This window comes from Mycobacterium kyorinense (genome assembly GCF_002101735.1).
GTDB classification, from domain to species: domain Bacteria; phylum Actinomycetota; class Actinomycetes; order Mycobacteriales; family Mycobacteriaceae; genus Mycobacterium; species Mycobacterium kyorinense.
This window is the reverse complement of record NZ_LQPE01000010.1, coordinates 1-25,758: the sequence shown is the minus strand read 5'-3', so window position 1 is coordinate 25,758 and position 25,758 is coordinate 1. Positions and strand designations below refer to the sequence as shown.

At 64.7% G+C, this 25,758-nt stretch carries 31 protein-coding genes; 18 read left to right on the top strand and 13 right to left on the bottom strand.

The features are described 5' to 3' along the window. The first annotated feature begins 2 nt into the window (after window positions 1-2). From AWC14_RS01915 to AWC14_RS01900, 4 genes are read left to right on the top strand one after another with little or no spacing between them, the layout of a single operon-like run. On the top strand, window positions 3-1,142 hold the full coding sequence (locus AWC14_RS01915; RefSeq protein ID WP_045384804.1) for a PLP-dependent cysteine synthase family protein: 1,140 nt from the start codon (window positions 3-5) through the stop codon (window positions 1,140-1,142). Further along, window positions 1,142-2,434, top strand: a complete 1,293-nt coding sequence (locus AWC14_RS01910) for an MFS transporter (RefSeq protein WP_057003483.1) — start codon at window positions 1,142-1,144, stop codon at window positions 2,432-2,434. Before AWC14_RS01915 ends, AWC14_RS01910 begins: the two co-directional genes overlap by 1 nt. A gap of 3 nt (window positions 2,435-2,437) precedes the next feature. Further along, window positions 2,438-2,734 (top strand): PE family protein, encoded by a 297-nt coding sequence (locus AWC14_RS01905; protein WP_045384484.1) that lies wholly within the window; start codon window positions 2,438-2,440, stop codon window positions 2,732-2,734. A gap of 19 nt (window positions 2,735-2,753) precedes the next feature. Beyond that, window positions 2,754-3,950 carry a PPE family protein gene (locus AWC14_RS01900; protein ID WP_045384485.1) on the top strand — a complete coding sequence of 399 codons (1,197 nt, stop codon included), beginning with the start codon at window positions 2,754-2,756 and terminating at the stop codon, window positions 3,948-3,950. Between the two features lie 171 nt (window positions 3,951-4,121). On the opposite strand, the gene AWC14_RS27900 is transcribed toward AWC14_RS01900, so the two are convergent. From AWC14_RS27900 to AWC14_RS01885, 3 genes are all read right to left on the bottom strand, one after another. After that, window positions 4,122-4,523: a hypothetical protein gene (locus AWC14_RS27900; RefSeq protein ID WP_045384486.1), complete on the bottom strand. Its 402-nt coding sequence runs from the start codon at window positions 4,521-4,523 to the stop codon at window positions 4,122-4,124. Between the two features lie 61 nt (window positions 4,524-4,584). Further along, window positions 4,585-4,995 carry a type II toxin-antitoxin system VapC family toxin gene (locus AWC14_RS01890; protein WP_045384487.1) on the bottom strand — a complete coding sequence of 137 codons (411 nt, stop codon included), beginning with the start codon at window positions 4,993-4,995 and terminating at the stop codon, window positions 4,585-4,587. After that, complete coding sequence (locus AWC14_RS01885) at window positions 4,992-5,270, bottom strand: type II toxin-antitoxin system Phd/YefM family antitoxin (RefSeq protein ID WP_045384488.1); 279 nt, start codon at window positions 5,268-5,270, stop codon at window positions 4,992-4,994. Before AWC14_RS01885 ends, AWC14_RS01890 begins: the two co-directional genes overlap by 4 nt. Window positions 5,271-5,663: 393 nt before the next feature. Here AWC14_RS01885 and AWC14_RS01880 point away from each other — a divergent pair, with 393 nt between their 5' ends. Then, window positions 5,664-6,611 (top strand): hypothetical protein, encoded by a 948-nt coding sequence (locus tag AWC14_RS01880; protein ID WP_142281515.1) that lies wholly within the window; start codon window positions 5,664-5,666, stop codon window positions 6,609-6,611. A 38-nt stretch (window positions 6,612-6,649) separates the two neighbouring features. Continuing rightward, entirely contained in the window at window positions 6,650-7,639 is a 990-nt protein-coding gene (locus AWC14_RS01875) for a hypothetical protein (protein ID WP_045384490.1), read from the top strand. 370 nt (window positions 7,640-8,009) lie between these two features. Here the strand turns inward: AWC14_RS01875 and AWC14_RS27895 are convergent, their stop codons facing one another. After that, window positions 8,010-8,243 (bottom strand): hypothetical protein, encoded by a 234-nt coding sequence (locus tag AWC14_RS27895; RefSeq protein WP_045384491.1) that lies wholly within the window; start codon window positions 8,241-8,243, stop codon window positions 8,010-8,012. Window positions 8,244-8,360: 117 nt separating this feature from the next. Between AWC14_RS27895 and AWC14_RS01870 the strand changes: the two genes are divergently transcribed. The 5 genes from AWC14_RS01870 to AWC14_RS01855 all read left to right on the top strand — a co-directional run bounded on the left by AWC14_RS01870 (window position 8,361) and on the right by AWC14_RS01855 (window position 15,237). Next, a complete protein-coding gene (locus AWC14_RS01870) occupies window positions 8,361-11,774 on the top strand; it encodes a type ISP restriction/modification enzyme (RefSeq protein WP_048892263.1) in 3,414 nt (1,137 codons plus the stop codon). 113 nt (window positions 11,775-11,887) lie between these two features. Beyond that, window positions 11,888-12,034 (top strand): hypothetical protein, encoded by a 147-nt coding sequence (locus AWC14_RS28500; RefSeq protein WP_155729907.1) that lies wholly within the window; start codon window positions 11,888-11,890, stop codon window positions 12,032-12,034. 60 nt (window positions 12,035-12,094) lie between these two features. Then, complete coding sequence (locus AWC14_RS01865; RefSeq protein WP_081967999.1) at window positions 12,095-13,522, top strand: SIR2 family protein; 1,428 nt, start codon at window positions 12,095-12,097, stop codon at window positions 13,520-13,522. Window positions 13,523-13,571: 49 nt separating this feature from the next. Next, window positions 13,572-14,450, top strand: coding sequence for a DNA processing protein DprA (locus AWC14_RS01860; protein ID WP_045374925.1), 879 nt, complete (start codon window positions 13,572-13,574; stop codon window positions 14,448-14,450). A 199-nt stretch (window positions 14,451-14,649) separates the two neighbouring features. Beyond that, window positions 14,650-15,237, top strand: coding sequence for a ComF family protein (locus AWC14_RS01855; RefSeq protein ID WP_045374928.1), 588 nt, complete (start codon window positions 14,650-14,652; stop codon window positions 15,235-15,237). A 384-nt stretch (window positions 15,238-15,621) separates the two neighbouring features. Here the strand turns inward: AWC14_RS01855 and AWC14_RS01850 are convergent, their stop codons facing one another. Genes AWC14_RS01850 through AWC14_RS01830 form a run of 7 tightly spaced genes read right to left on the bottom strand, consistent with a single transcriptional unit; the run spans window position 15,622 to window position 20,526 of the window. Next, on the bottom strand, window positions 15,622-16,638 hold the full coding sequence (locus AWC14_RS01850) for a nucleotidyl transferase AbiEii/AbiGii toxin family protein (protein ID WP_045374931.1): 1,017 nt from the start codon (window positions 16,636-16,638) through the stop codon (window positions 15,622-15,624). Continuing rightward, window positions 16,635-17,327, bottom strand: a complete 693-nt coding sequence (locus AWC14_RS01845) for a type IV toxin-antitoxin system AbiEi family antitoxin domain-containing protein (RefSeq protein ID WP_231113861.1) — start codon at window positions 17,325-17,327, stop codon at window positions 16,635-16,637. The genes AWC14_RS01850 and AWC14_RS01845 overlap by 4 nt, the downstream gene beginning before the upstream one ends. Window positions 17,328-17,380: 53 nt before the next feature. After that, entirely contained in the window at window positions 17,381-18,316 is a 936-nt protein-coding gene (locus AWC14_RS27890) for a hypothetical protein (RefSeq protein ID WP_139800169.1), read from the bottom strand. Beyond that, complete coding sequence (locus AWC14_RS01840; protein ID WP_052425492.1) at window positions 18,313-18,813, bottom strand: hypothetical protein; 501 nt, start codon at window positions 18,811-18,813, stop codon at window positions 18,313-18,315. The genes AWC14_RS27890 and AWC14_RS01840 overlap by 4 nt, the downstream gene beginning before the upstream one ends. Further along, on the bottom strand, window positions 18,810-19,418 hold the full coding sequence (locus AWC14_RS01835; RefSeq protein WP_235215829.1) for a hypothetical protein: 609 nt from the start codon (window positions 19,416-19,418) through the stop codon (window positions 18,810-18,812). Before AWC14_RS01835 ends, AWC14_RS01840 begins: the two co-directional genes overlap by 4 nt. After that, on the bottom strand, window positions 19,399-19,554 hold the full coding sequence (locus tag AWC14_RS28875) for a hypothetical protein (protein ID WP_162835646.1): 156 nt from the start codon (window positions 19,552-19,554) through the stop codon (window positions 19,399-19,401). The genes AWC14_RS01835 and AWC14_RS28875 overlap by 20 nt, the downstream gene beginning before the upstream one ends. A 15-nt stretch (window positions 19,555-19,569) precedes the next feature. After that, window positions 19,570-20,526 carry an ArdC-like ssDNA-binding domain-containing protein gene (locus AWC14_RS01830; protein WP_235215830.1) on the bottom strand — a complete coding sequence of 319 codons (957 nt, stop codon included), beginning with the start codon at window positions 20,524-20,526 and terminating at the stop codon, window positions 19,570-19,572. 254 nt (window positions 20,527-20,780) lie between these two features. On the opposite strand from AWC14_RS01830, the gene AWC14_RS01825 reads away from it, so the two are divergent. Next, a complete protein-coding gene (locus AWC14_RS01825; protein ID WP_045374939.1) occupies window positions 20,781-21,260 on the top strand; it encodes a hypothetical protein in 480 nt (159 codons plus the stop codon). Between the two features lie 593 nt (window positions 21,261-21,853). Next, window positions 21,854-22,447 (top strand): hypothetical protein, encoded by a 594-nt coding sequence (locus tag AWC14_RS01820; protein WP_057003484.1) that lies wholly within the window; start codon window positions 21,854-21,856, stop codon window positions 22,445-22,447. A 24-nt stretch (window positions 22,448-22,471) separates the two neighbouring features. Here AWC14_RS01820 and AWC14_RS01815 read toward each other — a convergent pair whose 3' ends face one another. After that, window positions 22,472-22,996, bottom strand: a complete 525-nt coding sequence (locus AWC14_RS01815; protein WP_052425493.1) for a hypothetical protein — start codon at window positions 22,994-22,996, stop codon at window positions 22,472-22,474. A 163-nt stretch (window positions 22,997-23,159) separates the two neighbouring features. Between AWC14_RS01815 and AWC14_RS01810 the strand changes: the two genes are divergently transcribed. The 5 genes from AWC14_RS01810 (at window position 23,160) to AWC14_RS01790 (ending at window position 25,165) form a co-directional block, all read left to right on the top strand. Further along, entirely contained in the window at window positions 23,160-23,375 is a 216-nt protein-coding gene (locus AWC14_RS01810) for a hypothetical protein (protein ID WP_045374947.1), read from the top strand. Beyond that, window positions 23,366-23,746: a hypothetical protein gene (locus tag AWC14_RS01805; RefSeq protein WP_139810506.1), complete on the top strand. Its 381-nt coding sequence runs from the start codon at window positions 23,366-23,368 to the stop codon at window positions 23,744-23,746. The genes AWC14_RS01810 and AWC14_RS01805 overlap by 10 nt, the downstream gene beginning before the upstream one ends. Before the next feature lie 345 nt (window positions 23,747-24,091). After that, a complete protein-coding gene (locus AWC14_RS01800; protein ID WP_142281514.1) occupies window positions 24,092-24,397 on the top strand; it encodes a hypothetical protein in 306 nt (101 codons plus the stop codon). After that, window positions 24,394-24,780 (top strand): hypothetical protein, encoded by a 387-nt coding sequence (locus tag AWC14_RS01795; protein WP_052425495.1) that lies wholly within the window; start codon window positions 24,394-24,396, stop codon window positions 24,778-24,780. Before AWC14_RS01800 ends, AWC14_RS01795 begins: the two co-directional genes overlap by 4 nt. A gap of 157 nt (window positions 24,781-24,937) precedes the next feature. Further along, entirely contained in the window at window positions 24,938-25,165 is a 228-nt protein-coding gene (locus AWC14_RS01790; protein WP_045374953.1) for a hypothetical protein, read from the top strand. 81 nt (window positions 25,166-25,246) lie between these two features. Here AWC14_RS01790 and AWC14_RS01785 read toward each other — a convergent pair whose 3' ends face one another. Further along, window positions 25,247-25,540, bottom strand: a complete 294-nt coding sequence (locus tag AWC14_RS01785) for a hypothetical protein (protein ID WP_142281513.1) — start codon at window positions 25,538-25,540, stop codon at window positions 25,247-25,249. Window positions 25,541-25,758: the final 218 nt, after the last annotated feature.

Sequence of the window (25,758 nt, the reverse complement as noted above, 5' to 3'; positions counted from 1 at the left end):
CCATGACTAGCGTTGTGTCCCTTGATAATCGCGTCCACCCCATCCACACACTTAAGACCCTCGCCCCGCGCAGCTGCGGGCCCGCGGTCGGCGCCTATCGCCGTCCCGGCGCCCTGGTGGGTCACACCCCGGTGCTGCGGATCTCGGCGCCGCTGACTCCTCCCGACCGCGGCTTTTGGGCCAAGCTGGAAGGATTCAACCCCGGCGGCAGCATGAAAGACCGCCCCGCCATGCACATGGTGGAGATGGCCCGGGCCCGTGGCCAACTGCAGCCTGGGGCCCGGATCATCGAATCCACCAGCGGCAGCCTGGGACTGGGACTGGCGCTGGCGGGCACCGCCTACGGGCATCCGGTCACCGTCGTCACCGACACCGGCATGGAGCCCATCATCCAACGCATGCTGACCGCCTACGGCGCTGACGTCGATCTGGTCACCGAGCCGCATCCGGTCGGCGGCTGGCAGCAGGCCCGCAAAGACCGGGTCGCCCAACTGCTGGCTGAACACCCCGACGCGTGGAATCCCGACCAGTACAGCAACCCCGACAACATCAGCGGCTACCAGTCGCTGGCGTTGGAGCTGATCGATCAGCTCGGTCGCGTCGATGTGCTGGTGTGCTCGGTGGGCACCGGCGGGCATTCGGCCGGAGTGGCACGAGTGTTGCGCCAATTCAACCCGGCCATGCGGTTGATCGGCGTGGACACCATCGGCTCGACGATCTTCGGCCAACCCGCCGCCAGCCGGCTGATGCGCGGCCTGGGATCGAGCATCTACCCCGGCAACATCGACTACGACGCCTTCGACGAGGTGCACTGGATCGCACCGGCCGAGGCCGTCTGGGCCGCGCGCACCCTGGCCGCCACCCACCACGCCAGCGGCGGCTGGAGTGTGGGCGCGGTCGCCCTCGTCGCCGGCTGGGCCGCACGCAGCCACCCCGCCGGCACTACCATCGCCGCGGTCTTCCCCGACGGGCCGCAACGCTACTTCGACACCATCTACAACGACGACTACTGCCGCGACCACCAGCTGCTGGATCGGCAGCCACCGGCAGAACCGGCGGTCATCACCGACCCCCGCCACCAGGTCGTGAGCGCCTGGACCCGCACCACCACCGTGATCAACCCGGCGAAAGTGCTGTCGTGATGGGGTTTATCGGGCGGTTCCGCAGCTTTGATGCACCCAGCCGGATCCTGATGCTCAACCAGTTCGGCATCAACGTCGGCTTCTACATGCTGATGCCCTATCTGGCCGGCTACCTTGCCGGCCCGCTGGGCTTGGCGGCCTGGGCGGTCGGGCTGGTGCTCGGGGTGCGCAACTTCTCCCAGCAGGGCATGTTCATCCTGGGTGGCACGCTGGCCGACCGCATCGGCTACAAGCCCCTGATCGTGGCCGGTTGCCTGCTGCGCACCGGCGGGTTCGCCCTGCTGATCGTGGCCCACTCCCTGCCGGTCGTGTTGATCGCCGCGGCGGCCACCGGTTTCGCCGGCGCGTTGTTCAACCCGGCGGTGCGCGCCTATCTGGCCGCCGACGCCGGCCAGCGCCGGGTGGATGCCTTCGCGATGTTCAACATCTTCTACCAGGGCGGGATCCTGCTCGGCCCGCTTCTCGGAGTCGGCTTGGCCGCCATCGACTTCCGGATCACCGCCGCGGCCGCCGCAGTCATCTTCGCGGCTCTCACCGTGGCGCAGCTTGCGGCGCTGCCCCAACACAGCCCCGACCCGACGCCCGACCAACAGAGCACCTCGGTCCTGCAGGATTGGCGGGTCATCGCCGGCAACCGATCCTTTTTGGTGTTCGCCGCCGTGATGACCGGCTCCTACGTGTTGACCTTCCAGGTCTACCTCGCGCTGCCACTACAAGCGGCGATGCTCACACCACGCTTGCAAACCTGGCTGGTGGCAGCGCTGTTCGCGGTGTCAGGTCTAGTCGCGGTCGCCGGACAACTGCGCATCACCCGCTGGTTCGCCGCCCGCTGGGACCCCGGGCGCAGCCTGGTCATCGGCATGACCGTCCTCGCGGCGTCATTCGTGCCGCTAATCGTCATCCCTGACACCGGGCGTTTGGGCACCGCCGCGGCGGTGGGCGCGCTATTACTCACAGCGGCCCTGCTGGCGATCGGCTCGGCCGCGGTGTTTCCCTTCGAGATGGACACCGTGGTCGCACTGGCCGCAGGCCGGCTGGTGGCGACCCACTACGGGTTCTACAACACCATCGTCGGCGCCGGAATCCTCATCGGCAATCTGGCCACCGGCTCCCTTTTTGCGCTGACACACCGCGTCGGCAACGGCGAACCCCTCTGGGCCGCACTAGCACTCGTCGGTCTCAGCGCCGCAGTGGCCTTGCACCGACTCAACCCCGCACACCACCGGCAACCCGCCCAGCCCGACACCAGCGTTGCCTCCTCGTGCCTCAGCACAAGTCCCGGAAGGAGTTAGGCCATGTCGTTTATGACCACCCGCCCGCAGGAACTGACCGCAGCGGCCGGCGACCTTCAGAACATCGGTGCTGCGGTGAGCGCCGGTAACGCAGCGGCCGCTGCGACGACAGGCGTTATTCCCGCCGCGGCCGACGAGGTCTCGGCGCTGACCGCTGCACAGTTCACCGCGCACGCCCAGCTCTACCAGCACATCAGCGTCCAAGCCGCAGCCCTACACGAGATGTTCGTAACCACCCTGCACACCAACGCCGGCGCCTACGCGGCCACCGAGGCCGCCAACGCCCTCACCGCCCGCTAACCAATTCGGAGCCAAAGCCATGGATTTCGGAGCCCTACCCCCGGAAATCAACTCAGCCAGGATCTATACCGGACCCGGACCGGGCCCGATGCTGGCCGCCGCGGCAGCCTGGGATGCGCTGGCCGAACAGCTATATTTCGCGGCGATCGCCTGCCACTCAATCGTCGAAGCACTGACCACCGGGCCGTGGCTAGGCGCGGCGTCGACGTCGATGGCGGCCGCCACCGCACCCTATGTGGCGTGGATGACCAGCACTGCCACCCAGGCCGAAAAGACCGCGGCGCAGGCTCGTATGGCGGCCACCGCCTACGAGACGGCGTTGTCGATGACGGTGCCCCCACCGCTGATCGCAGCCAACCGCGCTCAGCTGCTCGCGCTGATCGCAACCAACGTCTTGGGTCAAATCACCCCGGCAATCGCGGCCACCGAAGCCGACTACGCCCAAATGTGGGCCCAAGACGCTGCCACCATGTATGCCTACGCGGGCAACTCGGCGATCGCGGCGACGCTGACACCATTCACCTCACCGCAGCCGGGCACCAACCCGGCCGGACTGGCCGGCCAACTTGCCGTCGCTACGCACGCCGCCGGCGCCACCACTACGAATACCCAAGCCGCACTGTCGCAGCTGACCAGCACCATCCCCCAAGCGCTGCAGAACCTGGCCGCACCACTGCAGCCCCCTTCGGGACCCACAGCGATCAGCTCTCTAACACCGCTCATGCAAGCTGGGTACTACCCGGTCTCCATGGTCAGCTCCGGCCTATCGGGAATGTCTTCTCTCAGTTCGACAATGAGGACCCTGGCCCCAACAACCCAGGCGGTCGGCAGCGAAGCCAAGGCCCTGGAATCGGCAACCAGTGTGCTGGGGTCGACGGGCTTAGCAGGCCCCGGCGCCGGCGCGGCTGGTGGCGCAGCAGTATCGGCGGGCGTCGGCCGGGCAGGCTCTCTCGGCGCATTGTCCGTACCGCCGATCTGGGCCACGTCAGCCGCGGGCATAAGTCCTGCGGCCGCGGCGGTGCCAGCCACCAGCACCCTAAGCGCCGCACCGGCAGCCCCGGCGGCTACACCAGACGGCATGCTCGGCGGACTACCCATGGCAACATCAGCCTGGCGCAGGGTCGGAGGTCCCGCTCCCCGGCCCGAGCCCCGCATCACCATCGCGCCACGCTCACCGGTGCCCGGATACCAAAACCCGCTTGCCACGGCGACATAGCACTCAAGATCTCGTCGCCGGCATCGAGTCCTCGCTATCGGCCAACCGGTAACACCCGACGCCATCGCTGTTTCCGGTTAGGCGAAACCGAATCGATTCGCCCAACCGGAAACAGACATACACACCTCAACCCAACCCCAGATAAGATGCGTGGATGCGTGCGGAAAACCCTTAACGTGGAAGATGTTTCGGGCATAGGTCACGGTTCTTAGCGTCGGAACTCCAGCCACGGCCGCCGAGGACTGCATGTAGCGCCTGCTCATCATGTGGCTCGGTTGCGGCCAAGTCCACGTCCGTGGACTCGCTGCAGCCGGGTTCATCGCACTCGATGAGCAGCCACTGATCCGGGACGGCACTGTCGTGAAGATCATTCCAGTGGTCGGTTGCACGATCTTCAAAGAGGCTGGCGCGCCTGGCGATTTCGCCGTCTATCCAGTTCCTGAAGCGAGACGGATCAACGGCCGAGAGGTCGATCGGGGGGAGGTTGCGCAGCTCCGCGAACCCGCCCAGATGCGTGTCGTCGACCACCACAAATTTATGATCGGCCGCAAGCCGGTCGTCGTTGTCGTTCACCTTGGTGCCCTTTCTTTGCCGGTCGCGGGGCTGACTACGTGAAGGTGGGAAACGCCAGCGTTCAGGTGAATACGCCGGGTGATGCTGTTGGCAGGCCGATGTCGCGGCAGCCGTCCAGCAAGCGGTGGTCGTATGTGACAAACGCTGTAAGTTCCCGCCTGATGTGGGCTGCTGCTGCGAGGTGAATTGCGTCAAGGGAGCGTAGGGTGGCTGGGCCGATTGTTTCGGCGAGGGTGATCATGGGTTCGGTGATCGGGAGTATGTCGAGCCCGTCGAGTAGGTAGCGGGCGCGCTCTGCTTGGCTTGGTTCGCCGTATCGGGCAACGACTCTCATCAGCTCGACGCGGGTGAGCGCGCTCGTTGCCGCGTGCTCGCTCTGGTTGCTGTGCGTGGTGAGCCATGTCTGTAGTTCGGGTGTTTCGGGTTCGGTGATGAGCAGCTTGGTCAGGGCTGAGGTGTCCATGTAGATCACTGCTCGTTGCGCATCTCGTTGAGAACATCGGAGAGATTGCGTGTGCGGCCGCGCGTCGGTGCGGGTGTGACGTCGAGAAGGTTGCGCGGCCGCTGGGCCGGGATTAGGGTGCCGGATTCGATCAGGGCCTCGCGTGAGCGTTGTGCGGCCTGCACGGGGACGAGTCGGGCCACAAGTCGTCCTTTGTTGGTGACGCCGAGTTCCTCGCCGGCTTCAACGCGGGCTAGGTATCGCGATGCGTGCTGTCGTAGTTCTCGGACTCCGATTACTTCCACCGCCTTACGGTAGCACGTCGCGTGCTACAGCAGGCGGGTCACTGACCGCGTATCAGCGGGTTTGCAGGTGGAGCTGATGTGTCGCCTCGAGCTGCCAAGATACGGGGCATGGTACTCATTCATCAGCACGCGCGGTCAAACCACATCAAGAGGCACGCGCGGCTCCGAGACCATGACTTCGGTCGGCCCCTGTGGGCCGGCGACGACGACGACTGGAAGGTAGTCCTCGCCAACCGCAAAGCGGTCATCTGCGACGTGCCGGGGTGTCGGCAGCCGCTAGTGCCGAAGGACTGCACCCAAAGTCAGCGGCACCTGGCCTACCCGCGCGGCTCGGCCGGTGGATGCGGCCACCACATCCTCGGATCAGACGAAAAGCCTGAGACCGATCGCAGGATGAGTGAACGGCACCGATGGATGCAAAACCGAATCACCGCAATCTGCCGCCAGCTGGGGTATACGGCCGTGCCAGAACACTGGCCAACCCGCGCCGACGTCTATGTGGAAACCACCAAGACCGCGCTGGAGGTCCAGCAGCGCCCAACCGCCTTCGCTAAGCGGACCGCCGCCCGCGCACGCCATGGCGCATGCCAGACGATTTGGCTGCTATCTCACGATGCGCGTGGGGATTCCGTGGAGCGGGCATTGTTTGGATTGCCGGCGGTTCGGTTCAAGATAGTGGATCTGCGGCGTATTGGTCCTGACAGGACGATCGAATTTGAGCCCTGGACCGACCCAACGGCGCTCAATGAGTTCGCCGTAGTCGATGTATGGGCGACCACGTGGCAACTCGTCGATGAGAAGCCGTATCTGCGACGCTGCAAGATGGATCTTCATATTTTCCTTGACCAGGTGCTGTCCGGGCGCCGTATCTGGGTGCGCGCCAACCCGGTAATGCCGCGAGGCGGCAAGCACAATCAGGCGTATGCCGGCTGGGTGTTACACGAGGACCTGCTTGAGGCGAGCCGGCGCCAGGCCTGCGACGTCGAAGATGAGGCGAAAGCCGTGGCGGTGCAACCGATAACGGCCGACCGAAAGAACACAGCCCTGGTTGCGCCGGATCAGACACCTAAACCCGTCGCGGCTCTGAGGCCTCCGCCTGTCGAGCCACCGATCAGCCCGGAGCGTGCGATGAAGGAATCGGCTGCAGCCCAGACGCAATCGCCAACGACGACACAGGCAAAGCCGCCCAGGCCTCGGCAAGCACCACACCCCGTCAGCGCGCCGCGCGTTACGTACGAAGACGTCGAGAAGGTGCTGGACGTTGTCGCGATAGGCATCGCAATCGTGATCGGTATCGCGTTCGTCGTCCAGCTACTCCACCTGGTCAGCCCGCTGTTGTAGCAGCCGACAGTCCGCAATAACTACTTGGAAGGCGATGTATGACTTCTCAAGACGACAAGCCGTGGTGGCACGGGCGCGAAGACAGCATCGATTTTTTCGCTCTCGATTGGGAACCCGAAAATCTCACTTGTGCGGCAGAAATGCTCGACAACCCGTTCGGTGCCGCTCCCGCCAGTATTGAGCCATGGTTTCGCGGCGGGTTGGGTCTGCTCCGCACATACCTTCGTAACCTCGAGATTCCTCGGCGTGACATCCTGGTTGCTCGACGGGACGAATTCCTGGACCGCCCGCGCCCGTTCTTGCCTACGAACAGCACCGAAATCCGTCAAGTCGGAAACGATGAACAAGTCGCGTGGATCAACCCACGCAGAATCCTCCTGAAACTGCCACACCGTGAGTCGCTAATCCACGACAACAGCAATCGCCGAGACGGCACCATCCCAGCGGTGGAGGGAATTATCGACTTCGCAGAACGCATCGCGCACCAACGCGACGATAGCCGATGCCTGCGAGCGCTTTTTGGCACGCCCGCCAGCGACATCCCATACATCGATGTCGAAGGATGGCCACTACCCAGCGGCAGCATCTTCCGCGTCTTCTTCAATGGGAACCACCGTGTTGCAGCACTGGCAGCTCTCGGTGTGCCATGTGTGCTGGCCCGAATCCATTGGTGCCGAGGGCCTTTCGAAGCACCGTATGCAGAGTCGATCGAAGACGAGAAGGTCGGCGGGCGCATTCACAATTATCGCCGCCTCCTGCACACCTTCGGTGTCGCAGGCTTCGCACACCTGGGTGCATTGAACTGCTTTGATGTCCAAACCGACTGGCCGATACTCCTGAAGTCGCCCGAATCGGCCATCAAATCTCTCTCCGCCGCCGAACGAATAACTGGCCGCAAATACACCGGGCTCATCGGAGAATTGCCACGAGACTGGTTCACCGACGCAGAATTTCTTGATCGCGCCGCGGCCCGGTTAGCCGCGCAACTAACAGACATTCGTGCACGGCCAGTGCAGCCGCACTACTGATGCCGGGTAGCAAGCTAAGCCTGGTTGGTTGCTGGGCAGCGCTTTTGCCACCATAGCAGCCGGCGTAATGCGACGACAAAGTGCGCATGGCTCCGGCGCCGCTATAGCCGGGCGGACCGTCCCGGCGCGTCGCTCTGTGATCGAGCCTGAAGACAAGATGATCTCCGCGTGTGCCACTTTGCGCGTGAAGTCCAATCAGATCGGCCAAGCGCTCGGTGAGAAACTGCACGACGGCGACCGGTGGATCGCGGCGGCCCGCCATCCGCCTGGCGGTCCCATTCGTCTCCCATGATCGTCGCGGACGGCTGCGACCCCAGGGCAGCATCGGATGCTGCTTACCGGGGTGGACACGCCGACGGCCCCACCGCTTTCACTGTATTGCTTGGCCGTCCCAGTAGTTCGTCAGCGTGCTCCACCGGCCTGGCTCAGGTTGAGCTACGACGTCGATCGTCGGCTGAGATGAATGGGCGCTTACGGCGCAGCGTTCGTCGAGGAGCTCGTCCATTGTTGTGATGCGCGGCAGCGGCTCACCCAGCTCGGTAAGTATGCGGCGGACAGCGGCCACCACACGCAACTCGGAATCGATTACGTCAAGATCGCGCATGGATTGAAACGGTAGGAGCGGCTGTCGAATCCGCAAGTCACCCAGGTGAGATCCCCATAGCGCCGCAGGCTGGTCAAGGTCCAATAAGGAGCGAGGTCGTCAACATACGATGCCGGTGTGGGCAGCCTGCGTAGCTATCTCAAGGACCTCCGGGCGATCCATGGGACCGGGGAGGCTGTCCCTGAAACGTCGTATTACGGCCGGCTGGAGGCGTTGATCAATGATGTCGGCGCGTCGCTGACTCCTGCGGTCAGCTGCGTGTTGACCACGAAGAACCGCGGCGCGGGTGTTCCCGACGGGGGTCTTTTTATCGCCCGCCAAGCGGTCGCCGCGGCGGGGGATTCCGCGCTGCTTGCCCGGGCACCCGAGCGCGGCGTGATGGAGGTTAAGGGCGTCGAGCAGGACGCCGCCCGGGTAGCGCGCAGTGCTCAGGTGCGGCGGTATCTGCGCCGTTACGGCAAGGTTTTGGTGTGCACCTACCGTGACTTCTTGATCCTGAGCCTGGACGCGAACGGTGACATGCAGTTGGGGGAGCGGTTCACCCTGGCACCGGATGCGGATTCGTTTTGGGCTTTGGACCCGAAAGCGACCGAGGACGCGGTGGGTGATGAGTTCGTCGACTTTCTGAAGCGCGCGCTGCGCGGGGATGCGCCGTTGAGCGATCCGGCGGATTTGGCGTGGTTTCTTGCTGCGTATGCCCGTACCGGGCTGAAGCGAGTTGAAGAAGTCGGGGACATGCAGACCCTGGCGACGCTGCGCTCGGCGCTGGAGGAGGCCCTGGGGCTGCGGTTCGACGATGAGGATGGCGAGCACTTTTTCCGTTCGGCGCTGGTGCAGACGCTGTTCTACGGGGTGTTCGCTGCCTGGGTGTTCTGGTCGGAACATCAACCAGCGCAGTCCAGTCAGCGATTCACCTGGCGTCAGGCGCAGTGGACCTTGTCGGTGCCAATGGTGCGCGTTTTGTTCCAGCAATTGGCTACGCCGGCGAACCTGCCGGCGGGGCTCGATGAGGTGCTCGACTGGACCGACGACGTGTTGGCCAGGGTCGACCGGGACCTGTTTTTCCGACGATTCGAGGCTGCTGAGGCGGTGCAGTATTTCTACGAGCCGTTTCTGCAGGCCTACGACCCGCAGCTTCGTCGGGAACTTGGCGTTTGGTACACGCCGCCCGAAGTGGTGCACTACATGGTCGACCGCATCGACCGTGCACTGCGCAGCGAACTGTCGTTGCCGCTCGGGCTGGCCGACCCCTTGGTCCACGTGCTTGACCCGTGCACGGGCACAGGCTCGTATTTGACGGCGGTCATCGACCGCGTTGTGGCCACCCTGACCGAGCAGGGCGGCAACGGACTGGTTGCCGCGGAGGTTAAGCAAGCAGCATTGTCTCGGATCCATGGGTTCGAGTTGCTGCCGGCCCCGTTCGTGATTGCGCATCTGAAGATAGGGATCGCGCTGGCGCGGCTCGGTGTGCCGCTCGACGCCGCAGCTGGCGAGCGGGCAAGCGTGTATCTGACCAATGCGCTGACCGGCTGGGTCGACGACGATACCCGGTTGACGTTGCCGTTTCCCGAGTTCGTCAGCGAGCGCGACGCCGCCGATGCCGTCAAGCGTGACGAGCCCATCCTGGTGGTGTTGGGCAATCCGCCGTACAACGGTTTCGCTGGCGTGTCCGGCCGCGAGGAGGGCGGCCTGGTCGAACCCTACAAAGCCGGGCTCGCCGCTTGGGACATCACCAAGAACAAGCTCGATGACCTGTACATCCGATTCTTTCGGGTCGCTGAGCGCCGGGTCGCCGAGCAGACAGGGAAGGGGATCATCTGCTTTGTCAGCAACTCTTCGTGGCTGGGTGACCCGTCCGCGGTGATCATGCGTGAACGGTTACTGACGGAGTTCGACTCCGTGACGGTCGATCACCTCAACGGTGATAGCCGCGAGACCGGCAAGAAAACCCCCGCCGGCGATCCGGATCCATCCATCTTCTCCACGCCGCTCAACCCGGCAGGCATCACCCGCGGGGTGGCGATCAGCATGCTCGTGCGTGCCACCGAACACGCGGATTCCATTGCGAGCGTGCGGTATCGGGATTTCTGGGGCCAGGACAAGCGAGCCCAGCTCGCGGCGGCCACCGCCGACCCGGACGCTGGCACTGGCTACGAGTCGCTGTCACCCGAGGCGGCCAATTGGTTTCGGCTGCTGCGGTGGACACCCCGCGCGGGTTATGCGACCTGGCCGGCGATCACGCAGCTGTGTGCCGTGGATCCGATGCTCGGACTCAATGAGAACCGCCGGTTCGCGTTGATCGACGTAGACCGGCAAGCGCTGGTGTCGCGGATGAAGACCTATTTGGATTCCGCGATTCCGATGTCGCGGGTTGATCCTCGGCTCGCCGGATCGTACGCAGGCTTCGACCCGGCCGCGGTTCGTCAGCGGATGCTGGAACATCACCCGTTCGACGAGAAACGTGTTCAACGCTTCCAGTTCCGGCCGCTGGACATGCGCTACGCTTACGTCGAATCCGGGCCGCCGCTGTGGAACCGCTCGCGGCCTCTACTGGTCGCTGCCGTCGCGGCCGCCTCAGGTTTCTTGCTCGTGCGCCGACGCGCCCCGCGCGCCCTTGACGGTGCAGCACTGCACTTTTCCGACTGCCTGATCGACCAGAAGGTGCTGTTCACCGACGCCTACGCCATACCGCTGTGGCTGGCGGCCGAACAGAACACGCAACCCGCCGATGATCCGGCGCTGTTTCATCTCGAGGTCGCCGAGACAAGCCAAACATGGCGGCCCAACCTTTCCGAGCGGGCGCTGACCTATCTTGAGCACCTCGGCATCGACGACGCCGCCACCAATCGCGACAGCGCAACACTGTTGTGGATGCACGCCCTGGCGATCGGCGTGGCCCCGCTGTATGTGGAACAGAACGGCGAGGCGGTGCGGACGGACTGGCCACGCATCCCATTGCCTGACTCGGCGTCGGCACTGCGTGAATCCGCCGCGCTCGGCGCCCGAATCGCGGCCGTGCTGAATCCCGACCAGCCGGTCGCCGGCGTCGACGCCGCCCCCATCGATAAGTACCTGAAGACCGTCGCAGTGATCGAGCGCATCGACGGCGCGCCGCTGAACCCAGGCAAAGGCGACTTGGCCGTCACCGTCGGCTGGGGGATCGTCCAGCCACGCGCGGTGATGCCCGGCGCCGGAAAGTACCAGATCCGAGAGCGGGTAGACGCAGACAACGACGGACTCGACGACGACGACCTCGAGGCCCTCGGCGAGCAACTGCTCGACATCTATCTCAATGAGCACGTGCGGTGGCGCGGAATCCCGGCCGCCGTGTGGGACTACAAGATCGGCGGCTTCCAAGTTCTACGGAAATGGCTTAGCTACCGCGAAAAGCGCGTCCTGGGGCGCGATATGAGCATCGAAGAGACCCGCGCATTCACGAACATCGCTCGTCGGCTCACCGCTGTGGTGCTGCAGGGACCGGAGCTTGACCGCAACTATCTGCGCATCACCGAGGCAACATTGTCGCTGTAAGCGGTGCGGGCGTGACCGGCTCGCAATGCCTGGTGGTCGAGATGTCTCCAGCGCGGTGAGTCGATGGCGGATCCCGATGGACGCCACCGGGCGATGTCAGCGAAAATATGTGGATGCCCAACGTGAGCGAACCGGCGATCGCCGACCTTCGTGCCGAACTGTTGAGCTTCAAACAAGCGTCGGGCGCTCAGTGGGCGTGTGCGGCGGTGCAGCTTGCGGGCGCGGTGGAGGCGCTGCTGGAGGAAGCGGAAGGCTATTGACCGACGGGTGATCTGCGTCTGAGCGCCGCTGCAGAGAGTTCGTCTGCTTGACTGGGCGGCGTGCCGATCGAGCGGTTTGAGCTCGTCGAGGAGTTCGGCGAGGCGGTTCTGTCCGGCAACGCGGCGCTGTTTATTGGCGCCGGCCTGTCGCGCGATGCTGGTCTTCCGGGCTGGGGAGAGCTTCTCGATCCGATTCGCCGACGCTGCAACATTCCCGAGCATCGCGATCTGCCGCTGGTCGCCGAGTACATCGTCAACGACCCGGGCGGCGGCCGGCGAGCGCTGGAAGACCATATCCTTGCCGCCCTTACTCAGCCGCTGCCAAGCCCGGCGCGGAGTCACTGTCTGGTGGCGCGGTTACGGGTGCCGGAGGTGTGGACGACGAATTACGATCCGCTGATCGAAAAAGCGATGGCCTCGGCAGGGTTTGAGCCGGCGCTGGCCGTCGATGAGGCCACGATCCAACAGATCGCGTCGAACAATCCGCGCACCGTCATTAAGATGCACGGCAGCATCGGCGGGAATCCGCCGGGCTGGGTTGTGCCGCCAGTCATTACGCGCACCGATTACGAACGCTACGAAGCCGACCATCAGCGCATGTGGACGGTGCTGCGGGCGTCGTATCTAAGCCGGGTGATGCTGTTTTTGGGCTTTAGCTTCACCGACCCGAACGTGGAGATCCTGCTGCGCTTGGCCCGCACGCTGGGCACCGCCGCAGAAGACCGGCACATCGCGGTGATCAAGCACCCGGGCGTCGACGCCGGCGACGATGCGCGCCTACATGAGCTGCGCATGGCCGACCTGGAGAACAGCGGGGTGCGGGTATGTGAGATCACGAAATTTGACGAGAACACCGAAATACTGACCCAACTGCTGCGCCGGACCCGCCCGGAGCGGTTGTTCGTGTCTGGGAGCAGTGCTCGACCCGACACCACCGCAGAAGAGGATGAGCAGATTCTGGATGAGTGGTGCTTGGCGATGGCCCGCGAGCTCGACGGTGAAACGACTTGGGAGATCGCCTCGTTGGGGGGACCGGCCGGCTGGCTGATCACACGCGACGTGGCTCGGCTGCGCCGCATTAATGGCAGATATGACCCGGCCAAGCTGACGTTTCACTTTCGGGAGAAAGCGGGTGAGCCGCCGGCGCAACTGCAGGAACGGGTGGGCACCGTGAATTTCACTGATATGTCGCGTGAAACGCTGGTGGTGTCGCTGTTGGCCGAGTCGCGGGCGCTGCTGGCAATCCGCGGCGGTGAGCGCACCGCTGAGGAAATCGATTGGGCCGCCAAGAGAGATGTCGGAGTGGTGCCGCTGGCCTGCTCGGGCGGGGCGGCCCAGGCGTACTGGGCCGCCCACCGCGACAACCCACCGGAGTTGGGTGGCCTACCGACCGATCCGGGCCTGTGGGAGCGTCTCAACAACCCCGACGCCGCTGTAGCTGCAGAGGCCGCCCATCAACTCCTCGCGCAGGCCATGTACCAGCGGTAAGGAGCGCGTCCCGCGGGTTGATGTCGGAGCCGTCCCATACAGTGGCGGTATGGGACCAGGTGACCAGGACTACGCCACGGCCGTCGCCACGGTTATGGCTGCTCAGGAGCTGTTGCCGGCACAGCCCAGCGACCTGACCGCGATCCTGGCAGACCCTGATGAGTTCGCGGCCCTGCTGCGGCCAAGGTGGGATCCCGCGCCGGCGTCCGAGCTTGTGCGCTACCTGCGTGAAAATCTCGATCCTGGCCGAATCGACTGGTGGCACAAGGTGATTGACCAGGTGATCCAGGAACGTATCGCGGTGCCGATCCTGGCCGGGACACCGCAGTATCCGGCCCGGCTGGCGCGGTGTTGGGATGCGCCGCCGGTGCTGTTTGCCACGGCGCCGATCCCGCCCGGGCCCGCGGTGGCCATCGTGGGCAGCCGTGACACCGTGCCAGAGCTGGCGGCGTCTGCCCGGAAACTGGCGGCTGAGGTGGCGGCCGCTGGCGTGGTCGTGGTGTCGGGACTCGCGGCCGGTATCGACGCTGCCGCCCACCGCGGCGCACTGGAGGCCGGCGGGCAGACAGTGGCGGTGATGGGCACCGGAATCCGCCACATCTACCCCCCGCAGAACACTGACCTGGCTGATGAAATCCGCCGCAGGGGGGTGCTGGTGTCGCAGTTCGCCCCCGATGCGCCGCGCACGAGAACGACGTTCCTGCGCCGCAACCATGTCATCGCAGGTCTGGCCGACGTGAGCGTGGTGATCGACGGCCAGCAGCGCAGCGGAAGCCGCCACGAGGTTGAGCAGGCGATCACCTACGGGCGGCGCGTGCTGATGTGGGCGCCGGCGTTGGTTGGGCAGCGATGGGCGCGACAGCTTGCCGCCGCCGGATCCGCGGCGTTTGTGAGCAGTGGCCGGGAAGTCCTTGCCGCCCTGAACTAGATGTGACAGTGGACAAGTGATCGGCCAGCTCGACTCGCGGCTTCTTGGTCTCTCGGACACCGTGACCGCGGAGTTGGTGCCACCACCAGTAGACGGGCAGCCAGCAACGTGTTGGCGATGCCGAACTTGGAATGACCGCCCCGATGAACAAGAGTGCTGGAACTGCGCGCAGATCGCCTCGGAATTAGAGATCGCGGCGGTGCCGCTTGATTTGATCTCGCTGTACCGCAAGCCTTCTCAGCTCCGCCAATGGTTGACCTGCTACAAAGGCCGCCCGGATGGCAGCGAACCGTTCATCCCCGAATACGTCGACATCGTGCAGGCCTTGCTGGGGCGGTTCTTCCATGTGCACGGCGGCCGCATCACTGGGCGGGCGCCGTTCGACTGCATCGTGGTGGTCCCATCCGCCAACCCTGACCGGCCACCACCACATCCGCTGCACACTATCTTGTCCCAGCTCGGGCTGCAGGTGCCGATCCGAGTCCTGCTGCGCCGAGGTCCCGGCGAGCTGGGGTTCAACCGGCCGGCCCGCGACGGGTTCGTCCTCGCCGAGAAGTGCTCGCCCCAGCGGGTGTTTCTTGTCGACGACGTCTACACCACCGGCGCGCGCATCAACAGCGCCGCCGCGGCGCTCACCGATGCCGGGCACGAAGTGCGCGGTGCGTTGGTGATCGCCCGCCGCGTCAACCCCGACTACCAGCCCGCAGCGGCGACGTTCTGGGACCACCAGAGAGCCCAGCCCTTCACCTGGTCGGACAGCCCCGTCGTGAACCGGTTCATCACCTAGTCTGGCTGCCTTCTAGCACACAGCTTCGCGGCCAGAGATCTTCCAGGACCCGCGAACTCCGTCCGGCCCGCCAGGCGGGCCACGTTCGACTGATCCGCCTGCGGCTGCAGATCAAAATCGAGAATCGAACATATGAACATATGATCGGACAGGTGTTGCGTCGGACGCGGCGGGGCTACGAAGAAATCGCACCTCGCTACTGCTGGAGTTGTGGCGGCCGGTTTGGGCCGGGCAGGACCTTGGTCGGCACGGCGCACTGCGCCTGCGGCATCATGCATCGCAGCCATTGGTGTGCAAATTGTGGGGCAACCACCTATACGCCGCCGCTCGGAAAGCATTGCCGCGCACGTAATTTGGACACCCGCTGATGGGACGTGTCGATCTTTAGTGGCGGGGGCGGCGGCGGAAATAGTCGGTGACCGGTCGGCCGTCGCGCATGTGCGGCCGCACCCATACCCGGCCCGGCCGCGCAACCGGTTCGCTGGTGTGGCGCCACACGCCGGAGCGGTGATCCCAGACGCATCCGGCCTGGATCTCCCCGGCTAGCACCGGGTTGAGCCACGCGCCGACGGCCTCGGCGGCTGTGGTGGCGTTGTGTAGCGCTGGCTGCAGGGTGGTCTTGCTGGCGACCCGGCGATACGGCGTCTCCCACGCGTCGGGGACGTCCAGGTGGGTGGGGAGTGGTTGGCCTCGAGCTGCCGCCCGCGCCCGGAGAGCGTCGCGGAGTTGATCGGCGTCGACGTCGACATCACCGGCGTAGAGCGCGAGGTCGACCAGGTCGCGATAGCGGTTGGCTGATCGGCCCTGATCGTCGCGGAAGGCCACGCCGATGATCTTGTCGGCGATTTGGCTGGCTAGCGGAAACAGCGGAATGGCTGGAATAGGGGATAGGCCTCGGATGCCGGGGACGACTGGTTCTGGTCGGCTGTGCTCGATGTCGCTGACGCGGAGTGCGTCGGCGGCGACGTCGAGCCCGAAGATCGCGGCCTGTTCGGCTCCGATCGTGGCGGTCACCCGCAATTTTGTGCCGCGCATGACCCCGGTGAACGGTTCGTCGGCATTGATGGTGAACGCGAATGGGTCGAGCTCGCTGAGGCCGGTGTGCGGTGCAAGGTCGTCGAGCACCTGGCGGCGATCCCCGCTGTGCGGATCGGTGGTGGTCAGATCCAGGTCGCGGGTGGCACGTGCACGCGGCACTCGGATCAGCATTCCAATCCCGCCGGCCACCACCCAGGATGTGTGCGAGGGGGTGAATAGGCGGGTCATAAATCGTTGGATTACGAACTGGCGCAACAGTTCATGCGAGGGTTGGGTGCGCTCGGTGTGTGCTTGGCGTGCGGCGCGGGTGCGCAGGGCAACCCAGAAGGCGCGCTCTGAGGTGTATTCGTCGGCCCAGCTCATCTGCGGCCGGCGAACAGGAGTTCGTTGCCGGCGGCGACGCTGTCAGGTGTGCCGACGACTGCCAGGGCGTGTGTCACGGTGTCGCGTCCGTGACCGCCGGTTGGTGGGTCGAGTTCTGCGGTTATCGCGCGCACGTCGACCACCGCCCGCGATAGCGCGTCGCGCACGATGTCGCCGAGATGTCCGGCGTCGATGCCGGCGCGGTAGATGTCGGCGATGGTCTGCGCGACCGGTGTGACCGGGAGGCCGTCGACGAGCTGCCATGTGGGCGGCCACGATTCGGCGACGTGGAATTCGACCCAGGGGTTACTGGTTCGCCGGGGTGTGGCGATGGTGTAGTCGAGGCGGTCGGGCTGTAGTGAGCCGAGCTCGAAGACGTAGTGAGCGGCCGATAGGTGAGAAACGACTGCGTCTGGTTCGCCGTGGTGCAGGTTGCGCAGTCGCTCGGCGGCGAAGGCGCTGGGCTGCAGGGACAGCCAGGTGGCGCGCAGCGCGTCGAGCACGGCATGTTCGGGGGTGCCGGCGAACCGGTACACGCCGCGGGTTTCGGTGCGGAGGATCCGCTGGTTGCGGGCCAGTTGAGCCAGCCGTACGCGGGTCAGGCCCAGTCGAGTTGCCTGTGCGGCGGTGAACATGCCCCACTGGCCGGCCGCCTCAACGGCCAGCCGATGCTCCGCATCCCGAGGCACGCCGCGATTGTATGCCTATAGGCATATATTCCGGTAGCTCACGGCTAAGTAGGTTAGTGGGCTGCGTTGGGGTCAGGCACCCAGATCGCGGAGCCATCCGACAGGACAGAGAGCCTGATGTAGCCGCGGGGGCCGAGCGCGTCGGATGGCAGTTTTACGATGTCTTGCAGATCGAGCGGGAGTCGGGGCGGGTGGGGGCTATAGCCAGGAGCGGTCGGATCGGGGACGGCCCAGCCGGGCACCAGTTGCATCTCGCCGTATCTGGGGAGCTCTCCGGGGGCCAGTGGGCGAAGGTCAGCAAGGTCGAGCGGGTATTTGGCGGTGGAGCCAACCATGTCTGGGTGGAGCTGGTTCACGGATGGGTCGGGTACCCACACGCCGTCGGCGATGGGCATGTGACCGTAGGGGCCGGGCTGGTTGGGGGGCAGCCGTTTGATGTCGGCGAGGTCCAGCGGGTGGTGTGGTTTGGGCCAGCCGGGTGCGTGTTCGGAATCAAGGGGCTGGACGTGCGTGTCGTCCGCGCCGGTGGAGGAGCGCAGGTCCGCGGTAGTGGCGCTCACCTGCTGGGAAGCGCCTTGGAAACGTTGGGCTGCTGTGTGAATCAGCTGGGTGGCTTCGTGCACGCGCTGCTGGCCCGCGTTGAGTAGGGCGGCCTGGCCCTCGGGGGTGTTGGCCTGCGGCGCCAGGGCGGCCTTGTCGTTGGCCCAGGCGGTTTCGATGGCGCGCAGGCCGGTATGGGCGTCGCGCGAGATCTGGTTGGCCTGCGATACCGCGGTGCTGACGGTCTGATGGGCGTTATTCAGCTGCCCGCGACGCTGGTCGAGTTCATTGCTCGCGACGGCGGCGGCCGTGGCGGCGTTTCCATCCCAGGTGGCCGGGGCGGGCATGCTTTGCGGGCCGGCGTTGATTGCGGCGAGCTGCGCTGGCGACATTGTTCCGAGCAGTTCGCGCGCGCTTTGCAGGAGGGCGTCCACCGGGTGGGTGCTCAAGGCAGCAACGATTCCGCGTCGGGCCGTGCCGCGCCGGCGCCGGTGGGGGAGTGGCGCTCCGTGATGACGTCGTCGATCAGTCCCCGCAGCGCCGCGGTCTGCGCCCCGCTGTCGCTGATACCCGACAGCACATCAGGTGCGGCCGCCACGACCCGGCGAGCACCCGCCTGCCCGAGTTGCACAATATCGTTGGGCGTGACCGGTATCCGCGTATCCGAAGCAGTCAATTCCCGCAGCGGAGCCACCAATGTCTCAACTCCTTGCCGGTAGCGTCGCGCATTCGACGCCGAACCCCCCAGCGTGTATTGCACAAACTGGGTGAACCCAGCGAACGGCGCCCCGGTGGCATCGTGAAGGTAGCGCCAGTCCTCGTCGCGGTAGATCGCGGCCAGCACCTCTAGTACCCCGCCCACGGCGCGCTTGAGCTCCTCGACCCGCCGCGCAGCACGCTCTTGAGGCGTCTCCACCTCAACCGGCCCGGACAATGCCACCGTCACGACCGCTTACATTCCGCCGCGGCCGCCGCCTCCACCTGGGGTCCCACAAACTCGACGACACGCTCGCGCGTGTGCGGATCCGCCAACGCACCGGCAACGACCTGCGCCAACGTCGGCGTAAATACCCCAAGCTCAGCGTCACATACGATTCGCAACCGCCTGCGGGTGCGGCCATCGGGCATCAGCCGCAGCAGCCACACGACCACCGTCCCGGACTCGATCACCGACGGACCGTTGCGCAGCGACCCCATCACCCGCTGCTCAACCAGCGCCCGGGCCAGCGGATCCTGGAAGTCCCCGACGGGGATCGCCTCCAACGGCCCGTCGTACTGGGTCGCGTTGCCCAGCGCGCACCGCTGCTCGTACTCCTCTGCCGCGGCCGCTAACCCCGCCAGATACGTCACCCGAAGCACGCGGCGGTACTGCTCGTCGTCGGCCAGTTCGTAGCGGCGAAACATCTCCGCCGCCCCATCGGGCGTGGCGGCATACTCGATCGCGGCCTGGCGCAGACGCTTGCGCGCCGCACCCAGCTGCCGGCGAACCTCGGCCAGTTCCCGGCGTTGCCGCTCGCGTAGCCCGTTGTCGCTACCCGTCGTCGTGCTCACGCCGGTTGGCCTCATCGACACCCCAGAACTCATCGACCTTGCGCTGCACCGACAACTCGTCGGGTCCTGTGAACACCTGTGTGCTGCCGTCGGTGGGATCGGTCACCTCAAGTTCCACCCAAGTTCTGCCGGCCATCTGTCATCACCCTTTCTAGGAGTCGAACCGCTTGATACGACTAAGGATTCGATCGGACGCCTTCACGACAGCATCCGCGGTGTGCCGCACTTTCTCTGAATCACCCTGCGCCCACCCATCGATATAGGAGAACGAAAAATTCGGAGCGTCCATCCCATAACGCCGGCTCACGACGTAGCTGACGCTTTCGGCCTCAACCTCCATCGTCGAGCGCTGACCACCCGCCCGGGTGTGGTACTCGGCCGTGCGCTCGAGGTGACCGAGCTCGATGTGTGCCAGCTCGTGCGCCAACGTCTTAGCCTGGTGCGCATCGCTGTAGCAGGTGTTGATCATCACCGTCTTCGACATCGGGTCCGTCGCCCCATCCGGGATGTGATCGCCCTGGCCGAGATCCTGATATACCAGCCGGTAGCCGTGGGCCTCCACCTGCGCGCGCAGATCGTCATGCATTCCCTCCGGCGCGCTGCCCTCAGATCGCGTGAACGGCACAACCGGCGGCTCGGGCAGCGGCGCACCGCTCGTCGACGACACATCGAACACTGGCACGACCTTGTAGCCGATTAGACGTTCTTCCTTGGTCTGTTTGCCGTTTTCGTCCTCGACCACAACCCGTTTGAGTATCGGCGCATAAATCCAGATCGCCCTCTCACCCTTGTTCACCGAGCGCCCGAACTCTTTCCATTTGTGAAACCCAGCCACCCGTGTGGCGTCGGGTTTCTGCATCGAAATCAGCAGCTGGTTGTTCAGCGAGTACTGGTGGAAGCGCCGCGACACCTCGAGGAACTCACGCCACCTGTCAGCGGTGGCGAGCTCGCTGATCGCGTTGTCGATCTCCCGGCGGACATCTTCGCTGCGGGTGGCCTTGTCGGCGAACGTCACCGTCCGCCGCTCACCCGAACCGTCCGCACCCGGGCCGCCGACCGTCTCGGCTAGTTCCGTCAGCAGCGCGGCCTCGCGTTTCTCCAGCTGCATGACCAGAGCCGCAGCCCGACCATACGCGGCGCGGGTATCACCCGAACACCGCCGCGGGCCGCCCGGCTCAGTACTGGCCCGACACACCGCTCGTGCTCCCTTCGCCACGGCTTCGGCACACCTCCCGCGGCGACACCAGCATCAGTGAGCGAAAACTCGGTATTCAAGAGGACTTGCTCGACGCTCCTCTTGAATCCGGCGTGGATCTTCGCGAAGGCTTATCCGAGCGACACCAGCGAACAGAATTACGACACATGGGCAAGTACGCGGCCACAACGGAAGTCGGAGCCGACCGCTCCCGGGCTGAAATCGAGCGCACCCTGCAGCGCTACGGTGCTCGCGGGTTTATGTACGGCTGGGACGAGACCCGCGCCGTACTCGGCTTCATCATTCACGACCGCCAGGTCCGCTTCATCCTGCCCCTACCAAACCGCGACGACCCCAACTTCAACCGCACCGCCACGGGCCGCCAACGCACCGCCAAAGCCGCCGGCGAGGCCTATGAACAGGCGGTGCGGCAACGCTGGCGCGCCCTGGCCTTGGTCATCAAATCGAAGCTCGAAGCGGTCGAAACCGGGATCGTCGACTTCACCAGCGAATTCCTCGCCCACCTCGTCCTGCCCAGCGGGGAAACGGTCGGCGACGCCGTTGTACCCCGCGTCGACGAGGCCTACCGCACCGGCCAAACCCCCGAGCTGCTACCAACGCACAGCCCGCGAGCCATCACCCAATAAGGCGAGAAAGGACAGAGGTCGTGACACGGACTATCCGCAGGCATGGCAGATCGAAGTGGGTGAGAGTCTCAGCCCAGCCAAGCCGGCGTGACCTCGAGTACTGCCTGCAGATGGATGCCGCGTTAGCGCGCGGCTGGAGTTACCGACTACCGCGCACCGCCGCGATCGGTCAGTTCGCGTCAGCAATCACGTTCGCCGAATGGTGCGAAGAAGCTGCAGCCCGACTCCGCACTACCGACGTAATTGATCTCGATGCGCTAACCGGAGAATGGCAGACAGAAGCCGAACGATCCGGCGTCAAAGACCACCCACTCTACGTAACCACCCTCTGCCTGTTTGCACTCTTGATGGTGTTTTTCGCTGCCGCTCTGTTGGGCAGCTATGTCGGATTCATAGGCCTGGCAACGGTATTCGCAATTGGCGGCACTACTGTGATCGTCTGCGAGAGCAGGATCGCGCCTCGACTAATTGTCGGGCCAGCCGCACCCAGGAGCGGCCCCCTGTGGTTCGACCGCACTCAGTGGCCAAGGGGCATGGGAGGACGCCGTAGCTAACATGTGTAATCGCCCGCGCCAATGCGCCAAAATCACACAATGATGCCCGTCGATGGCCCTGCCAAGATCGCCGAAGGACAAGCCCGCATCGAAGACTTTGCCTACCAAACCATCAAGGCTTCAATGCTTCACACGCAACTAATATGCGCCCGCGAAGGCTGCCTCGACATCGACTGGCGAACCACGCTCATCGAAACCGCCGCCCAACCCATTAATGACATCGCCGCCGACCATCAACAAATCCGTGAACGCGCCGCCCACGAGGTGGCCAACCTCCCCGACGCCGACTGGGAACCAGACATGAAAGTCGGCTGGCGCGCCTCACTGGAGGCCTGGCACACCGCAAGTAAGAAGTGCCTCGACGACATGGATGAACTCGAAAAACACACCCGCGCCGAATCCGGCAAACCCGTCGATGACATCACTGAGCGATATGCGATGGAGCGCGATCTCCTGACAGCCTCATACCGGGCCGGCCTCACCGCGGGCGGCGTGGTCAGCGACTGGTACGAGTGGCTGCTCAAGCGCGTCAAACAATGGCCTGACACAAACCGCCGCGACAGCCAGCTTGCCGAGATGGACGAACCGGGCTACCGCAAAAACCTGCAAAAGCTGCCGCCCTATTGGGCATAGAACGTTGGGACTCGCCGATTAACGTCAGGAGCTTAGAACGTCGGGACCGAGATAACGGATAACGGGCGTCTGGTCATCGAGATCCCACAGGATTAAGAAATCCTGGCCGCCGCCTGGCTCTGGCACACTGATTGCCCAAATGTGACCGGGGCGGATCAGCCGTCGACGCACGGCTGCGTCGGATGGGTCGTCCTCGATCCGGTCAAGCCAGTCGTCGATACGTGCGGCGAGGGGCTGGTTGGTTTGGTAGAGCGTGATCAGCATGTGGTTGGCCTCGGGATCCATCTCGAGCATGCCCGCAACGGTACCCAAATGCCCCAAATGCATCGACGGGGTAAAGTAACGGTCATGGCTAAGCCGGTCGTCATAGAAGTTGATAGCCGCCGTCGTATCAGCCTTGGAAAGCTCGGTCGCCACGATCAATACCTCGCTACCGAAGAACCCGACGGCACAATAACCTTGCAGCCCGCCGTTGTCTTGACCGCTGCCGAGCACGCCTACCTGGAAAACACCACCCTCCGCCAGCAGATCGAAGACAATCGAGCGCATCCCGAGCGCCGCAAGCCGCGCCCACCGCGCTCCACAAAATGAGAAAGCTGCCGTCGCCGGAGTCCCTGTTCGACCGAACCCACCGCGGGAGTACTCCACTATCGCGCAAGTCCGTCTAGGGCACGGTAGCCAAGGTGTCGCTACCCCTCCCTAGACTGCTACTATGCCGAAACGGACAGAAGTCGTCGAGAAAATCACCAAGGCCGCCAAGAACGCGGGCCTGAGCTTCGACATACAGCGCGAAGGAGGAAACCACACGATCTACAACCTCGACGGGCTGACCATCCCGATCGCACGCCACCAGCAGCTCGACGGCTACCTAGCCATCAAGATCTACAAACAATGCGAACCGAAACTAGGGAAGGGGTGGTGGCGTTGACCACGGCCTTCACGGCGGTCGCCACCCGTGGCGACCGCTACTGGCTCGTGCACGTCCCTGAACTCGACCAATACACTCAGGCCCGAAACCTCACCGAAGTCGAGCCGATGGCGCGCGACCTCATCGCACTGCTCAAGGAAATCCCCGACGACTCATTCCAGCTCGACGTCCGCATCGAGCTGCCAGAGCATGTACGACACCACCTCGAGCTCGCCCGCAAGTACAGCGAAGACGCCGCCCGCGCCCAAGCCGAATCCGCGCGTGAACGCCGCGCCGCAGCACGAGGACTCAAAGCCCGGGGACTCACAGTCCGAGACATCGGCACAGCGCTCGGAATTTCACACCAGCGCGCACAGCAGCTCTTGACGTAAACCATTCCGGCCGAACTGATTGCAAAGCCATGAGCGACGCAGAACATCTGGTTGACGAGCACCTCGCAGCCGCCCGGCGCGTGCTCGGAACAGGCGCAGGCCCCACCGACTGGGCGGCTCCAAACCAAACAGGGTTGCCGGCGGATCGGAACTGGGAGGGAGAGACCGCCGACCGTGCCAGCACGGCCACGCAGCACCTCGAAACTCTTCGCGGTCAACTGCAGCAAGCCCGAAGCACCGCGGCCACCGTCATCGTTGAAGCCGGCACGATTTCACGAGACGCCCACAATGTCCCTGGACGCGATCGAAACCGCTTGGGCCAATGACAAAGCCACGCTGAAACCAATGGCCGAAAGCGTCTTCGGCAAAGGCGCTCTACTTCAGGCTGGCATTGCCCGCGTCAACGAAGCACACGAGGTCGTCGCCACCGCCGCAGCGCAATTCAGCGAAGCGGCCCAACGACTCCCCGACGTTCCGCACACAGCTCCGGCAGTCGCCGCCAACCAGGTAGCACTCCAACCGCCGGCCGGCTACATCATTTGGTGCACCCCGGCGACGGCGGTACCCGGATTTATATGTGAATTCCTGCAAAGCGACGGTTCCATCATCTGGAGACATTCACCGATCGACATCACCGGAGGCATGCCATGAAGATCGAAAACCAGGCTGACGTCGAACGCATTATGGCCGAGCGGAATGTCTCATTCGTGTTCCGCCCATCCGTAACCGCGCAGCCCGACGGAACATGGATTGCCCGCTACCCGGGCGCCGACTGGTCAGTCTCCGGCCGAGACGCCGAAGAAGCGCGCCGGCGGTTGCACGCAGAAGAACTCGCGCGGATGCCCGACCCAAACCACTCTGAGTGGAAGGTTGACGCTGTCCGCCGACACTTGACCGAGGGTCCCATCGACGGCGTCTACGAACTCGACAACGAGACTGCCGACCAAGTCATCAATGCCGGGACACAAACCGCGCTCGACACCGAGATCGCTGCGATCGACCACCGCCGATCCGAAGACGGCATCGCTTTTTGAAAAAGGGGCGTCCCGCGCAACGGGTGAGGGGCGTGGTTCGTCCCACGGGCGAAACCTGTCGGCCACCTGACTCTGCGAAATCAAATCCGGTTTGGCCGTCGCGTAAGCCCTATGGCTCCAATAGCCTGATTCCAAGAGTTCGAAGGAGAGTAGACAAATGGATCGGTTCACTGCGACTGTCCTCGCCCTGATGAGGCGAGCGGCGGCGCTGCCGATCGTCGCAGCGAATCCCCAAGCCTCGCAACGCATCGCCGCAGCTACCACCGAGGTGTCCAGGCTCCACCAAATCGGCGTCGACGACCCAAGGCTGTTAGTCCAGCTGGTCGACGGCAAACTGCGCGAAGTTCAAGACGCCGTCGCGATGGCAAAGAGCAGCGCACGGTAGGCGGCGAACGATTCCGCGGCACCATCGGTAGCCGGCGACAACGGGCACTTAACAACACCAAGAGCGTGCTCCGTGCCGTCTTCATTCGTCGTCGACAACCTTGTCGAACCAAACAACGGCGCCGGCGAAAACCGCAACGCCCGAAATAACAGCGCGGCCAGCATCCCTGCTTCCCAGGTAGATCAGCGCTGCCGCGCAAGCACCGCAGACAAGCGCCGACATCAGCAAGAATGCGGCACGCAGCGTAAGGATCTTTGCCGCCGTCTTGCAGCGGGTGGTGGTCGTCGATTTACGAGACATGGCTCTCGGCTCGCCCTTCCTGTCGTTGGCCCCTCTACTCCTTGAAGTACCGGCGCGACGCCCGGTTTCCGTCATCGCTGGGGGCGCAAGGACAGGTATATGCATCGCTTTCTCGCGATCCGGTCAGTCATCGCTAACCGAGGAGCCATGTACAACGCAGCACGCTGTGCACATGCCGCTGGTGGGGCAGCTGGCCGAAGCTCGCGCGCTGGCCGAAGTTGAGTCCCGCATAGTGGTGTAGCGCGGTTGCTGGGTTCGTCATCGTGTCGGTGATGGACGTAAAGCGGCCACCG